The sequence below is a fragment of the uncultured Clostridium sp. genome (assembly GCF_934754915.1).
GTDB lineage: Bacteria > Bacillota > Clostridia > Clostridiales > Clostridiaceae > Clostridium.
Map to the genome: position 1 here is coordinate 1 of NZ_CAKVKB010000021.1, position 15,718 is coordinate 15,718.

Below are 15,718 nucleotides of genomic sequence, written 5' to 3' on the forward strand. Positions count from 1 at the left end.
ACAATGGACAATTGACAATTGAGGATGAAATCTTTACAAGATTTCTTTTGTTGTTATGTGTTTGTATATTGCAATTAACCATATGCAATGCATAATTCAGAATAAAATCTTGATAAGATTTTTTGTATTCTTACATATGTTAGACAAATTATATGATGCGATTTTAAATTCTCAATATATAGAACACACAACATACTATGAATCAAATCTGTATTTTAGTGTTTAAATTATAGCTTAATTAAGTAAAATAATACGTTGTTTATATGAGAATAATATCATAATAGTTAATTAATGGTCAAACATCAATTAGTTAGTGTTTATTTTTTGTATTTGGAGTAAAACAGTAAGTTTATAATATCAAACACTAAAAAATAGCATCAAACAGTAGCAATGAATATATATTTAAATTAAAAAATATATCTTTTTTGCGAAAAAAACTAAAATTACTTAATGCTTTAAAAATAGAGGTGTTAGAAGGTGATATTTAATTAAAAAAATAAAAAATATATAAAAATGTTAAGTGTTTGGCACGCAATTTGCTTTATATATTTGTGTAAGGAAAAAAACAGAAGGTGGGGGACTTATAATATGGAACAATTAGAAATGCAAATCATGAATATAATAATTAATGCAGGTGACTGTAAGAATCATGCTTACATGGCATTGAGTAAAGTAAATGAAGGAAAATATGATGAAGCTGATAAAGAAATGGAATTAGCAAATGAAGCTTTAGCAAAAGCTCATGATTCACAAACTGAAATGTTACAAAAAGAAGCAGCTGGAGAAAAAGTTGAATTCTCAATTTTATTTGTACATGCTCAAGACCATTTAATGACAGCTATATCAGAAAAGAATTTAATAGAACAAATCATGGAATTGAGAAAAGTTGTAAATACTTTAACAAAATAAAAGTTATTACAAATTTTAAAGTAAATATTTACATTCAAGAAAAAATGGTATATAATATATATATAGTAAACAAAAAGTAATTTATTTAGAAGAAGTTATTTAAAAGGGGGAACCAATTATGGTAACAATTAAATTATTCTGTGCATCAGGAATGTCAACAAGTGTTTTAGTTAACAAAATGAAAGATGCTGCAAAAGCTAAAGGAGTAGAAGTAGATATCAATGCTTATCCAGAATCACAATTAGACAAGCATTTAGATTCAATGGATGTTGCATTACTTGGACCACAAGTTGGTTACAGATTAGCTAATGCAAAAGCTCTTTGTGATCCAAAAGGAATTCCAGTAGAAGTTATACCAATGGTTGATTATGGAATGATGAATGGAGCTAAAGTTTTAGATTTAGCATTAAGCTTAAAAAAATAGTATTTATATAAAATGACATGTATTCATATTACATAATGTATTTACAAAATATACTGTATTAAAGATATGAATACATAGTCACATTATATATTTAATGTAATAGATTACAAATTGTATAATAGATTACATTAAATAAAAGTTAAGGGAAAATAATAGCAAATATTATTTTGTAATTATTCATATTATTAAATTATTAAATTTTTAAGGGGGAAATTTATTATGTCAGTTAGTAACACATTGAACGAAAAAGTAGCCCTTTTATTAACAATTTAAAGATATATTTAAACTAAATATTTCAATCAAAAAAGGAGTTCAGAATTTCTGAGCTCTTTTTTGTTGTGCAAGAGTTTATAGAATTAAAAAAAGCGTAACCTAGTTATATCAATAGATTAAAAGTAATGAAAAGTCTAAAGTATTATCTACGAAATGGGAGTGGAGCATTATTTTGATCATTAAACATGAAAGTATATTATTGAAAGGTATGTATGCTTTTTGAAAAAATATAAGAATATATAAATTGACAATTCTCCATTGTACATTGATAATATATTAGAAAAAGTTAAAAAGTATAATAAATGTAAAAAAATAAAAGAATAAAAGAATTTTTATTGAACATATTGCAATGAACAATGAACACTGCTATTATAAATTTTGTTCAGAAAATGAACTTTAAAAAATACTAATAGAATTTAGACAAATATTAAAAATCAATTTAACACATATTCGGGGGGATATATTAATGAACAAATTTATAAAGAAAATTTGTGCAGCAGGTCTTATTTCCATAATAGCAGGAAGTATGATGGCATGTGGGGCAAAAAATGAAAATGGGGCATCTCAGGAAACTAAATCTGATAATGGAAAAATTCAAATTGAATATTGGTATGGACTTGGTGGAAAGCTTGATGAAAGCATGCAGAAAATAGTTACTGATTTCAATAATTCACAAGATAAATATGAAGTTAAGCCTGTAGCTCAGGATGATTATGATACAACTTATAAAAATCTTCAAGCAGCAATATCAGCTAACAAAACTCCAGCATTAGCTCTTTTAGAACCAGACAAACAATATACATTAGGTTCAAAGGATTTATTAACAGATATTAATGAACTTGCAAGTAAGGATTCAGAATATAAAGAAGATAATTACTTAAGTGCATTTATTGGAGCAGGAAAGCAAGGGGATAAGTTATATGCATTCCCTGTATATGGAACAACTCAGGTTTTATATTATAATACTAAAGCATTTGCTGATGCAGGATTAGGTGAAGATACAATGAAAACATGGACTAGTCTAGCAGAAGATGCTGCAAAGCTTGTTAAAAAAGATGGTGATGAAGTTTCATTCTATGGATGGGAACCAATGAAAGGATCAGACAACTTAGTTGATGCAGTTTTGAGCAATGGTGGACAAGTATTGAGTGACGATGGTAAACAAGTATTAATTAATAGTGATGAATGGGTTGAAGTATGGGACAGCTTTAGAAAATGGATTCATGAAGATAAGATAATGAGAATTCATTCAGGTGGACAAGGATGGCAGTATTGGAATGATACAGTTGCAGATGCAATGGAACAGAAAACAGCTGGATATACAGGATCAGCAGGAGATCAGGGAGATTTAGATTTCAGCATATTATCAGCATGTGAACAACCAGCATTTAAAGATGGTAAAGAAGCAAAACCAATTGCAGAAGCAAGATTTTTAGTAATACCTAAGAGTGTAAGCGAAGAACAAAAACAAGGTGCTTATGAATTCATTAAATTCTTTACAAGTGCAAAAGTTAATGCGGAATGGTCTATAGCTTCAGGTTATATTGCAGTAAATAAAGAAAGTCCTAATGATGAAGCATTTAAAGAATATGTAAGTGATAAGCCATATGCATTAGTTCCAACATTACAGGCAGCGCACGCTTCACAGGCATTTATAGATCCAACAGGTGGAAAAATATCAGATGCTCTTAAAATTGCAGCAGATAAAGTTGAAATAGAAAATGTTTCAGCAAAAGAAGCTTTAGATGAAGCTCAAAAAACTGCTCAAAAAGCTCTTGATGAATTAAATAAATAATTATTATTAATAATATCAATTTAATGTTAAGAGCAAATAAGAACAAATATTATATATATTTGTTCTTATGATAAAAGAAATCTTAAAAAGATTTCATCATTCATTTTCAATTGAAATATGTCAGCAATAAATGTATTGAATTCTGTGAATTAATACATTTATTGTGATATATATTCAAATTTAAACATTACGTATAATAATCACAAAGAAACAATTTTATATGTTCTAATAATAAAACTACATAACAATTAACGAAATTTTGAAAGGATTTCGTTCTTCATTGTCAATTGGAATATGTAATTAATTTAACAACAAATTTTTATAAAGAAGGAGTAATTAAAGTGTTGGTGGAAAGCGGAATATATAGGAAGAAAAAAATTAAAAATGCAGTGAGGGTTTTAATATTTATATTGCCAGCATTAATTCCACTTGGAATCTTCTGGCTGTTTCCAATGGCAGAAGCAATATTTATGAGCTTTACTGATTGGGATTATATGAGCTCAACTTATAATATAGTTGGACTTGATAATTACAGAAGTATATTTTCAGACAGCATGTTTTATGATGCATTGAAAAATACTGTTGTTTTCACACTTGGAACATTAGTGCCTACCATTGCAGGTGGACTTTTTACAGCAGTTCTTTTAAAAGAGAAACTTGCAGGAAGTGCAATATATAAAGCCGTTATTTTTTCACCATGGGTTACTCCAACTGTTGTTATTTCAATAGTATGGAGCTGGATTTTTGAACCTCAGTATGGATTGGCAAATTTTATATTACAGCTTTTTAATCTGCCAAAAAGTCAATGGCTTCAAAGTTCTGATACAGCAATGTATGCAGTTATACTCGTCACAATATGGAAAGGATTTGGATGGGCAATGATATTCTATCTTACTGCACTTGAAAGAGTTCCAAAGGAATTATATGAAGCAGCATCTGTTGATGGAGCAGGAAGATTCCAGAAATTTAAGAGTATAACACTACCTCTTATATCACCTACTACTTTTTTCTTGACAATAATTACAACTATCGATTCATTAAAAGCTTATGATCAGATTCAGGTTCTTACTCAAGGAGGACCATCTGGAAGTACAAGAACTATACTTTATTTATATTATCAAATGGCATTTGAAAACTTTAATATTGGAGAAGCAACAGCTATAGCAGTAGTTCTGCTTGTTATAGTAGGGTGTCTTTCAGGTATTCAATTTGCAGCATCAAAGAAATGGGTACATTATTAGAAAGTTGTGAAGTTGATAAACTCAATGCAGAATATATATGAAATGATAATTATTAATTAAATTAGGGGGAATTTGTATTATGAATATAAATATGAATGATGGTATTGATGAATTATATATTGAGAATGGTTTGAAAATAGAGAATGATATTGAGATAAATAGAAAAACACTAAAACAAAAAATTGGGATTTTAATGAAACATCTAATGTTAATATTTATAAGCATAATTACTTTTTTCCCTTTTGTATGGATGGTATCAAGTGCGCTTAAGTCAAAACAGGAAATTTTCACATTTCCACCAAAGATAATTCCTGATTCACCTAATTGGGGTATATTTTTAGAAGTATTTAAAGAAGCTCCTTTTGAAACATATTTATTTAATAGTTTTTCAGTTGCAACAATTGAGGTCATATTTCAGACAGTAAGTTCAGCCATGATTGCATATGCTCTTACTCAGCTTAAATTCAGAGGAAGAAAATTATTATTTGTAGTAATTATGGGAACATATATGCTTCCATCAGCTATAACATATGTTCCATGCTATATAATACTTGGAAAACTTAATTTATTAGATACTCTTACTGGTCTTACAATAAGTAATCTTGTAAATGTCTTAGGAATATTTTTGATGAAGCAGGCATTTATGCAGGTTGATAAGAGCTTTATAGAAGCAGCGAGAATTGATGGAGCATCACACTTTAAAATATTATGGAAGATAGTATTTCCTTTAACAAAACCTACTTTTATAACATTTATTCTTATAAGTTTTGTTACATACTACAATGAATATATGTATCCATCACTTATAACAAAAAGTCCTGAGAAGTTTTTGATTTCAGCAGGAATAAGACAGTTCTTCATTCAGGATGGAGCTTATGGAATGAAGTGGCCTGAAATAATGGCTGCAAGTACAATTGCTGTTCTTCCTCTATTGCTATTGTTCTTAGTAGCTCAGAAATGGTTTATTAAAGGAGTAGGCGGAGTTACAGCTGATAAATAAGATGTATTAATTAAAAATTTAAATAGATGAATATATTAAAAGAAACTGTTGTATTAAAGATTACAGTTAAAATATCAAGTATGTTTTAAATACAATATTGATATTTTATAAATTAATCTTATACAGCAGTTTCTTTTTTATTCTATAGAAATTTATATTTGTGGACAATTTGCGAATAACTTTGAAAAAAGGTAGAACTACACAGTCTATAAAGTAGATTTTTATTCTTTAGGAAATTGTGTTATTGTACAATCTGTGGATAATTTTGGAAGGTCTGGCTGCAGGAGTATGGACTGTAGGAGTTATAATTGGAAGTTCTAATATGGGAGTCAGCAGTGATGAATTTAATAGTATGTCTGAAGACAAAAAAGAAGAATTGATAAGTAAAACAAAACAGGGATTTATTGACTCAGGAGCACATTTTACTATAAATACAATGAAAGAATTACCACAGCTTATAGAACATATAAATGAACTTTTGAAAGAAGGTAAAACTCCATACGATATTAATAAAAAGTCTGCGTAGAAATGATTTTGTACTATGATTAGAGAATATAAAAGGATGTTAGAACAATTCTAGCATCCTTTTTGTTTTAAAGAAATGAGATATAGGTTATAATAATTGAAGAAACTATTATTATAAGCAGGGTTATAAATGAATAAAATTGATTATGAAAAGTTTTTACAGATATTAAAAGAAACTAAAGGTATTCATAATTCTTTGAATGAAATACTAAAATATGATTTTATATATCATTCAAATAAAATAGAAGGAAGTACTTTTACAACAGAAGCATTACAGCTTTTATTTGAAAAAAATATAGTACAGGGAACTCACACTTTAGATGATGTTCAGGAAACTGTAAATTCATTTTATACATTTGATATGGTAACTGACAGTCTTGGAAAGAAACTTACATTGGAAATGATAAAAGAATGGCATGGAAGTCTTATGTATAGAACAAGGTTATATGATATGGGACTGGCAGGAATATTTAAGAAGTATGCAAACAAAATACCTGGAGCTGGATTTGATACAGCTGCTCCATGGGAAGTTGAAGAGAAAATGAAGGCTTTAGTTGAAAATTTTAATAAAATAGAAAAAGTTACAATTGATGATGTCTGTAAGTTTCACTTTGAATTTGAATGTATACATCCATTTCAAGATGGCAATGGAAGAATAGGGAGATTTATTTATCTAAAGCAGCTTCTTGATGATAGACTTGAATTGAAATATATGAATGGTGAATCATCAGAGGAGTATAAGAAAGCATTAGGTGAATCATCAGAGGATAATGTAAAGCCATTAATAGAATATATAGAAAGACAGAAAAATTTTATTCTAGAAAATAAAAATATGTTTTAAGCTATTGCGGTTGATAATGGACGATGAACAATTGACAATGAAGGATGAAATCTTTCGAAGATTTTTTTAGTGTTTTTATATATTAGGTAAATTTTATATGTGATTTTGATCTTGCAAGATATATCATTTAGAATATAAAATTTTAAAAGTAATGTTTTTAAATAAAGATAAAGAGGAGAATTTTTATGGATAGACCAATGATAACTGTGTTAATGGCAGTATATAATGGAGAAAAATTTTTAAAGGAAGCAATGGAAAGCATTCTTAATCAGACATATAAGGATTTTGAATTTTTGATAATAAATGATGGTTCTACTGATAAGAGTGTTGAGATAATAGAAAGTTTTAATGATCCGCGTATAAGACTGGTACATAATGAGAAGAATTTAAAATTAATTGCATCATTAAATAAAGGGATATCGCTTGCAAGAGGAAAATATATTGCAAGAATGGACTGTGATGATATATCAATGCCTGAGAGATTTGAAAAGGAAGTAGAATTTTTAGAGAATCACAGTGATTATGGCATGGTTGGAACATGTTATAACATTATAGATGCTCAAGGAAAAGTGCAGAGAAATGTAAGTTATCCATCAAATCCAGATTTGATAAAATTATTTTTATCATTAACATGTCCTTTGGTTCATGGAAGTGTTATGATAAGGGCTGAGCTGTTAAAGAAAAATTTATATGGAAGTAATGATTTTAGTGCAGTAGAAGATTATGAGTTATGGACGAGAATTGCTGAAAAGAGCAAGATTTATAATATTCCAGAACATCTATTTAGATATAGGATATATGGTGAAAGTTTTTCAGACAGCAAATCACAGCTTATGCATGAACAAACAGTAGAATTAAGTAAAGTATTATATAAGAAAAATAAAAGAGAATATAAAAGAATAGTAAAGGAACAAATTTTTGATAATAAGTGCAGTAGTGAAACTGATGAAGCCAAGGAATTCATAAATAAATGGCTTATTGGATTGGCAAAAAGATTTTTATATGTTTGTGATGTTCCTACTGCAGCTAAACTGTATTTAAAGGCAAAAAATAATCCAGTTTAAAGTCATATTTTAATAAAATAAAACATGGGGCTGTAGCATTAACAAATTCAAATGTTATATTATATAGTATTAAGCAAGTCTTTTAATACTATAATATTGTATAATTTGATCTTTGTGCGACACACCCATGTTTTTGCTTTTTAAATTTTATATTCAGTTTTAAAATATATATTTATATCATACATTGTAGGTTTCAGATAAAATCATTTCTAATTTTGATTTTGGTTGAAAATTTAAAATTTCTTCAAAAGAAAATACGAATCTAAGATCAAAACTAGATATTTACCCCATGAGCAAATATGAAATTTGCTCATTTAAAATGTAGGAATTCTCCATAGTAAAATAATTTAGTGTGATTAATATTCACTATTAATTTTATGGTATAATAAATTTGATTGACAAAAATACTTATATTATTTTGATTTAAGACAACTGATTTGGAATTTGTTCAGATTTGGAAAGGATGAAATAATGGTTAATGAAAAATTTCAATATAATGAAAGTGATTATGAAGATTTAAATTTAAGAGATGCCCAGCTTTTAATGGTTGATATATTAAAGGAAGTTCATAAAATATGTGAAAGACATGGACTTAAGTATTTTCTTGATGGAGGTACACTTATAGGAGCTGTCAGGCATAAGGGATTTATACCATGGGATGATGATGTGGATATTGGAATGCCTAGAAAAGACTATGAAAAATTTATTGATATTGCAAAGAAAGAACTTCCTGATTATTTATTCTTACAGACATTTGAGACTGATGAGTATTATGATATTTACCAGGTTCCATGTAAAGTAAGATATAATGGTACACTTTTAATTGAAAAAAATATTGCTGAAAATAATAAAATGCATAATGGATTATTTATAGATGTTTTCCCATATGATAGTCTTCCTAAAAAAAGATGGGTATATAAACTTCAGAGAACATTAAGTTATAATGTATTAAAAAGTTTTATAAGAATTCGTGAAAAACCTGAAAAATTAAGTGCAAAAAATAGGATTACATTTACTTTTTATAGAATTGTAAGGGCAATATTTCCTTATAAGAGAAGAAAGAAGTTTTTTGATTTTTTAGTTTCATGGAATGATGTAAACTCTCCATATATGGGCTATGGTTTAGATACAGTATGGAGTGAATATATCTATAAAAAAGAAGATTATTTCGAACTTCAGAAACTTGAATTTGAGGGAAATTATTTTTATGCCCCCAAAAACTATGATGCCATTCTAACTCAGCTGTATGGTGATTATATGACACTTCCAAAAGAAGAAGATAGACAGTGGCATGCAAAGGGTATTAAAAAACTGAAAAATCTTTAATGGAGTTTGTGAAGTTTTGCTTAAGAAATAGGTATAAATATTGCATATGGTGGTCAATATTAGTATAATTCTAAGATGGATGATAAATATTAATATTGTTTTAAAGATAGTATGAAAATTTAAATTGTTAATAAATGAAATGCAGTTTTTAATGTTAAATCAAATTTTAAAATTGATAATTATTTTATAAGGAGTGGGAGTTTTGACAAAATTATCTATAATTACTCCTGTTTATAATGTAGAAGCCTGTATTGAGAAATGTGTAAGATCTGTTATAAATCAGACTTGTAAGGATTTTGAATTCCTTCTTATAGATGACGGCTCAAAAGATAAGAGTATAGATATTGCAAAATCTCTATTGGAAAATTCTGAGATAGATTATAGAATTATTACACAAAAAAATTCAGGTGTCAGTGTAGCGAGAAACGAAGGGATAAAGCAGGCTGCTGGAGAGTATATTACTTTTCTAGATTCAGATGATTACATAGATTCAAAATTTATAGAATTAATGGTAAAAAAGGCTGAACTGACAAAGTGTGATGTGGTTTTCTGTGATTATAGTGAAGTTGATGCTTGTGGCAATGTATTGGTGAAAAGCAGAACCAAATACCTCAGTGATTTCATCACTGGAAGAGAAGCTGGTTTAAGGCAGCTTGCAGATGAGATTACCATAGGAATGAGAAGTGGAATTTATAGAACTTCTGTAATCAAGGATAATAATATTTTCTTTGATACAAATAGAAAATATGGAGAAGATATGGTCTTCATAGTAAAAGCTTTGATTGAAGCAAATCGAGTTATTTCTGTTAATGAGGTTCTAGCGTATTATGTTATATGGGAAAATGGCATAACTCAGAATGTATCATTAAAACATATTGACTGCTATAACTCGTATGTAGACTTATTACAGTATATAAGAGAAAAAGGTAATTTAAAAGAAATTGAAAAGTTTCTTGTAGAATACAAAATACCATATTCTATATCACATGTATTTTCGATTTTATCAAAAGATGAAAAGTTTCACGATGCTCTTTTTAAGTTTTTAAATGATAGTGCAGTAAAAGAAGCGTTAAAGCATTATAAGATGCAGAAATTTAATAAAAGCAACATTAGATACTTTATTCAAAGTGAAGGAATAAGATATTGTCCTAAGTTAATGTTAAAAGTTTTTAATAAGTTAAGATAGAATTATTCAAAGGTTTAAATTGCTTTATAGCAAAAATCTTTCCAGATTGGAGGAAAGCTGAAGTGAAAAGATGGAAAACATTAATAATTATGATGATTGATATATTCATGGTCAATATGGCTTATCTGTTTTCTATTAATATAGTAAAAGGTGAAGACTTTACAGAGATAGCTAAAATTTATAGTCATGATGTAATAGCTTTAAGTCTTATTTACATAGTATGTTTTTATTTATTTAAGATGTATGAAAGCTTATGGCATCTGACAGGAACTGATGAGTTTCTTCTTGGTGTTGGAGGAAATATTTCCGCGGGAATATTATCTATTGCATATACAAGAAGTCCGCTGGGATCAACAATACCATTAAATGTTATGGTTGTAGGAATACTTTTAAGTATTTTCTTTGTCCTTGGATACAGAATTCTTTATAGGGTATATAGAAGGACTCTTTTATATATACCATTCAAGTATTCTGCTGATCAAAGAAGAGTAATGATTGTAGGAGCAGGTTCTGCTGGTACAATGATAATAAATGAAATGATGGCAAGAAGAGAACTTAAATATAATCCTATAGTTCTTATTGATGATGATAAAGATAAACTTGGAAAGAGAATATCTGGTGTAAAAATAGAAGGTAACAGATATGATATACCTTATATTGTTGGAGAACAGGAAATAGATTTAATTGTAATAGCAATACCATCTATTGATGCAAAGAACAAGGCAGAAATAATTGAAATATGTAAGAACACAAATTGTAAACTTCAAATAATTCCAGGTATGTATGAAATTCTTAGCGGGGAAGCTACTGTAAGCAGAATAAAGGATGTTGACGTAGAAGATCTATTGGGAAGAGATCCTATTCAGCTTGATAATCAGGGGATTGAAGAGTATATAAAAGGAAGAACTATTTTAGTAACTGGAGCGGGAGGTTCGATAGGTTCTGAGTTATGCAGACAGATTGCAGCATTCCAGCCTAAGAGACTTATATTGTTTGATATTTATGAAAACAATGTTTATGATATTCAGAATGAGCTTAAAGAAGATTTTCCTGATATGAATATGTCAGTTCTTATTGGTTCAATAAGAGACAGGGAAAGACTTCATGAAGTTTTTGGCAAATATAAAATTGATGTTGTATTCCATGCAGCAGCTCATAAACATGTTCCATTAATGGAAGACAGCCCTAAGGAAGCTATTAAGAATAATGTATTTGGTACATTAAATTTAGCTCTTGAAGCAAGTGCAGCAAATGTATCAAGGTTTGTAATGATTTCAACTGATAAGGCTGTAAACCCAACAAACATAATGGGAGCATCAAAGAGATTATGTGAAATGATTGTTCAGGCTATGGATAAGCAGTCAAAGACAGAATTTGTAGCAGTAAGATTTGGTAATGTTTTAGGAAGTAATGGTTCAGTAATTCCATTATTTAAAAAACAGATTGCACATGGAGGCCCTGTAACTGTTACACATAAAAAAATAATAAGATACTTTATGCTTATACCAGAAGCAGCACAGCTTGTATTGCAGGCAGGAGCATTTGCTAAAGGTGGAGAAATATTCGTTCTTGATATGGGTAAACCAGTAAAAATATATGATCTGGCATGTGATTTAATAAGACTTTCAGGACTTGAACCAAATAAAGATATAAAAATTGTATTTACAGGTTTAAGACCAGGAGAGAAACTTTATGAAGAACTGCTTATGAGTGAGGAAGGATTACAGGATACAGTTCATAAAAAGATTTATGTAGGAAAGCCTACTTTTGAAGATATGGATAAATTAACTGTAAAACTGGAACAGCTTAAAAAGTTATTACAGATGGATAACATTGATGAGATTAAGCATCAGATGCAGATTATAGTTCCAACATATCATTATAAAAATGAAGATGAAGTTGCTGCTGAAAATGCAGATAAGGAGTAGAGATGTCTAGAGAAGAAAAGTTTAGAAATTTAGCTTTGGCGTTAGTGATTATTATTGCAGGAGTAATGGGAGTTATTAATGGCAGTTATCTTGTAAGTGGATTATTTATTGCAGCATTTGCAGGGGCAGTAATGCTTATGAGAGATAAAAGTATGTATGATGTGCTTTATGGAGCACTTTTAACAGCTGTAATATTTGATTATACTTTGTATGTACCAGGAATTCAGTCAGTATATTTATTTCACATTGTTTTGGGAGTATTTACATTAATGTCATTATATAAGGTTTTTACAGAACGTGAAGTATTTTTAAAGCTTGATAAAAAAGTTCTGTGTATTTATGTAGTGTGGTTTATTTATATGTGCATAAGCATAATATGGGCAATAAATAGAAGGTTATCAATAAAGTATATAGCAATATATATGATGATGTTTGCTTTTATAGGATGTTTAATGGCATATAACATAAACAAAGAACGCTTAAATACAACTGTAAGGCTGATTTTATATCTCATGTCTATAGTTGTTGTGATTGGATTAGTAGAAGTTTTATTAGGAAAGCAGCTTCCAGTAAGACATTATATTGATGGATTTATAAAGAGTCTTTCACAACTACACATAAACATAATTCAAGCAAGGCCTATAGTATTCTCTTATAATACAAATAATCTTAATGCCCAGCTTGCAATGCTTATGCCAGTATGTTTATTTGCAATTTATAAATTTGAATCTGTAATAGCTAAAGTATGGTTTAGCTTTATATCAATTATTGCTTTTGCATTGGTTATAATTACTACTTCAAGAACAGGATATGTTGCATTTCTATTTGGTACTGTAGTTTTCATTCTATATACAATAGTGAATATAAGGAAAATAGGAATAAAGCAGATGATTTATCCTGTAATTGTAATAGCAGGGATGACAGTATCGTTTTTTTATGCACCTAATATGATGAATATAAAACCTGTAGATGGTCAGGAAATGCAGATGAATACACTTACAGGAAAGCTTCATTCATTAGAAAGCATGGTAGCTGGTGAGGAAACAGGAGAGTACTCAACTCTTAATAGAATGGCAATAATAAAAGATGTGCTTAACGGTGTAATAACTGAAAAGAGATTTCAGGGATTTGGTGTTGGAAATGTAGAGCAATATATAAAAGATCAAGGAAATACAGGAAGTATATATAGTCCTCACTGTTATCCTATAGAGATATTAGGTGACTTTGGAATACCTGGAGTAATATTATATGGAGTATATTATTTATATCTCCTTATATATAATTTAGTATTAGCAGTAAAGAAAAAAAGTTCTGTCTGTTTTTCAATGGTAGCAGCATTGATTGCATTTGCACCAGCAAGTTTTGGACCTAGTTCAATAACATATGTATTTTCATACTGGATTATGATTGGATTAGCTGTAAGCTGTATTCAGGTTTACAAAGATAATAATAATGGATATAGAAAAACTTCAGAGATAAAAGAATATTCACTTATATAATCTAATGATAGATTGATAAATATATAATGAGTTTAAAAGGCAGCAATATTGAATTTATTGCTGCCTTATGTTATATATATTGCAATTGATAATTAAGGATGAAATCTTTTCAAGATTTCTTTAGTATTTTGTGTGTTAGATTAAATTTTAGATTTAATTTTAATCTTGCAACATATATATTTTGATTGACAATGGATGATGGGGGTTACAAAAATTGTTAATTGTTATGTTGTAAGTATTATTAGAACATATATATTATTAAATTTGATGATGTCAGAAAGATAAAAAGTTAAAGTTATACCATTATTCATATAAAAAAATGAAGCCTGCATAATTACTTGTTGCAGGCTTCGTTTTTATATCTTAAGATAGATAATTTTCAATTATTCCAGTTATTAATTCAGAAGTGTTTCCATCACCAAAAGCTGATTCTGGAGTACCAGTTGGATTAAAGTTTTCAATAGCATCTTTAATCTTAGCTGAATCACTTCCAACTATTACATTCCATCCATTATTTACAGTTTCAATCCATTCAGTTTCATCTCTCATTGTTATACAAGGTTTCTTTAAGAAATATGCTTCTTTTTGAACTCCGCCACTGTCTGTGACTATTTTGGCTGAATTTTCCTGAAGTGAAAGCATTTCTAAATATCCAACAGGATCTATAATTTGAATGTTATCACCAATATGAAGCCCATATTCATTAATGAATTTCTTAGTTCTTGGATGTAGAGGAAGAACTATTTTTTTGCCACATTCACTTAATGCAGAAATTATTGAAGTCAGTCTTTCAATGCTGTTTGTGTTTTCTGCACGGTGAATTGTTGAAAGAATGTAGCTTCCAGGAGCTAAATCCAAATCAGCGGTTATTGTAGAAACTTCTTTTGCTCTTTCTTTAAATAAATTTACAGCATCATACATAACATCACCTACATTATGGACACCGTTAGTTATATTTTCAGCTTTTAAATTATTAACAGCTGTTAATGTTGGTGTGAAAAGAAGTTCAGATATATGGTCTGTAAGTATTCTGTTTTGTTCTTCTGGCATAGCCTTATTGAAGCTTCTAAGACCTGCTTCAACATGGGCAACAGGAATAAGAAGTTTACTTGCACATAAAGCACCAGCAAGAGTAGAATTTGTGTCTCCATATACTAGAACCATATCTGGTTTTTCTTTTAAATATATATCTTCAAGAGCAATAAGCATATTTCCTGTCTGATGGCCATGATTTGAAGAACCTATGCTTAAATTATAATCAGGCTTTGGAATTCCTAATTCTTCGAAGAAAATATCAGACATGTTGTTATCATAATGCTGTCCTGTATGTACTAATATTTCAGTGTTTCCGTTTCTTCTAATTTTATTTGATACTGTTGCAGCTTTTATAAACTGTGGTCTTGCACCAATAACAGTTAAAATTTTCATAGAGGTTTCCTCCTTAATTTTTATGTGAAATAAATCTATAAATATTTTATCATATATGGCTTTTAATTGACAATTGACAACCTTAATATACACATTATTAATTATTAAATTATTAATAAAAGCAATTATAATTGAAGAAATTCTTTAAAGATTTAAGTATAAAAATAAACTTGAGATAATTACAAAGAAAATAAGTTATAAATTGGAATGATTATAATTTAAAAGAGATAGATTTTGAATTTTTACTATGATATAATTAAAAAGTTAAGGACGACTGAC

General features: G+C 28.6%; 13 protein-coding genes. 12 read left to right on the forward strand and 1 reads right to left on the reverse strand.

The genetic code is table 11. The annotated features are described in order from the left end of the window. Positions 1 to 588 precede the first annotated feature (588 nt). The 12 genes from Q0F58_RS05470 (at position 589) to Q0F58_RS05525 (ending at position 14,011) form a co-directional block, all read left to right on the forward strand. Positions 589 to 909, forward strand: a complete 321-nt coding sequence (locus Q0F58_RS05470; protein ID WP_294373405.1) for a PTS lactose/cellobiose transporter subunit IIA — start codon at positions 589 to 591, stop codon at positions 907 to 909. Positions 910 to 1,027: 118 nt separating this feature from the next. Beyond that, positions 1,028 to 1,333, forward strand: coding sequence for a PTS sugar transporter subunit IIB (locus tag Q0F58_RS05475; RefSeq protein WP_294373406.1), 306 nt, complete (start codon positions 1,028 to 1,030; stop codon positions 1,331 to 1,333). 739 nt (positions 1,334 to 2,072) lie between these two features. Then, the gene (locus tag Q0F58_RS05480; protein WP_294373409.1) at positions 2,073 to 3,401 is read left to right on the forward strand and encodes an ABC transporter substrate-binding protein; all 1,329 of its coding nucleotides are present in this window, start codon (positions 2,073 to 2,075) and stop codon (positions 3,399 to 3,401) included. 347 nt (positions 3,402 to 3,748) lie between these two features. Next, entirely contained in the window at positions 3,749 to 4,642 is an 894-nt protein-coding gene (locus tag Q0F58_RS05485; protein WP_294373493.1) for a carbohydrate ABC transporter permease, read from the forward strand. A gap of 79 nt (positions 4,643 to 4,721) precedes the next feature. Continuing rightward, on the forward strand, positions 4,722 to 5,642 hold the full coding sequence (locus tag Q0F58_RS05490; RefSeq protein WP_294373412.1) for a carbohydrate ABC transporter permease: 921 nt from the start codon (positions 4,722 to 4,724) through the stop codon (positions 5,640 to 5,642). A 244-nt stretch (positions 5,643 to 5,886) separates the two neighbouring features. Continuing rightward, positions 5,887 to 6,168: a hypothetical protein gene (locus tag Q0F58_RS05495; RefSeq protein WP_294373414.1), complete on the forward strand. Its 282-nt coding sequence runs from the start codon at positions 5,887 to 5,889 to the stop codon at positions 6,166 to 6,168. 129 nt (positions 6,169 to 6,297) lie between these two features. After that, positions 6,298 to 7,008 (forward strand): Fic family protein, encoded by a 711-nt coding sequence (locus tag Q0F58_RS05500; protein ID WP_294373417.1) that lies wholly within the window; start codon positions 6,298 to 6,300, stop codon positions 7,006 to 7,008. 185 nt (positions 7,009 to 7,193) lie between these two features. Beyond that, positions 7,194 to 8,072 (forward strand): glycosyltransferase, encoded by an 879-nt coding sequence (locus Q0F58_RS05505; protein ID WP_294373418.1) that lies wholly within the window; start codon positions 7,194 to 7,196, stop codon positions 8,070 to 8,072. Between the two features lie 471 nt (positions 8,073 to 8,543). Beyond that, complete coding sequence (locus tag Q0F58_RS05510; protein ID WP_294373421.1) at positions 8,544 to 9,398, forward strand: phosphorylcholine transferase LicD; 855 nt, start codon at positions 8,544 to 8,546, stop codon at positions 9,396 to 9,398. Between the two features lie 202 nt (positions 9,399 to 9,600). Further along, positions 9,601 to 10,584 carry a glycosyltransferase gene (locus tag Q0F58_RS05515; RefSeq protein ID WP_294373424.1) on the forward strand — a complete coding sequence of 328 codons (984 nt, stop codon included), beginning with the start codon at positions 9,601 to 9,603 and terminating at the stop codon, positions 10,582 to 10,584. 62 nt (positions 10,585 to 10,646) lie between these two features. After that, positions 10,647 to 12,512, forward strand: a complete 1,866-nt coding sequence (locus Q0F58_RS05520; RefSeq protein WP_294373426.1) for a nucleoside-diphosphate sugar epimerase/dehydratase — start codon at positions 10,647 to 10,649, stop codon at positions 12,510 to 12,512. 2 nt (positions 12,513 to 12,514) lie between these two features. Further along, a complete protein-coding gene (locus Q0F58_RS05525) occupies positions 12,515 to 14,011 on the forward strand; it encodes an O-antigen ligase (protein ID WP_294373430.1) in 1,497 nt (498 codons plus the stop codon). A gap of 363 nt (positions 14,012 to 14,374) precedes the next feature. Here the strand turns inward: Q0F58_RS05525 and wecB are convergent, their stop codons facing one another. Continuing rightward, positions 14,375 to 15,439, reverse strand: a complete 1,065-nt coding sequence (gene wecB, locus Q0F58_RS05530; protein WP_294373435.1) for a non-hydrolyzing UDP-N-acetylglucosamine 2-epimerase — start codon at positions 15,437 to 15,439, stop codon at positions 14,375 to 14,377. Positions 15,440 to 15,718: the final 279 nt, after the last annotated feature.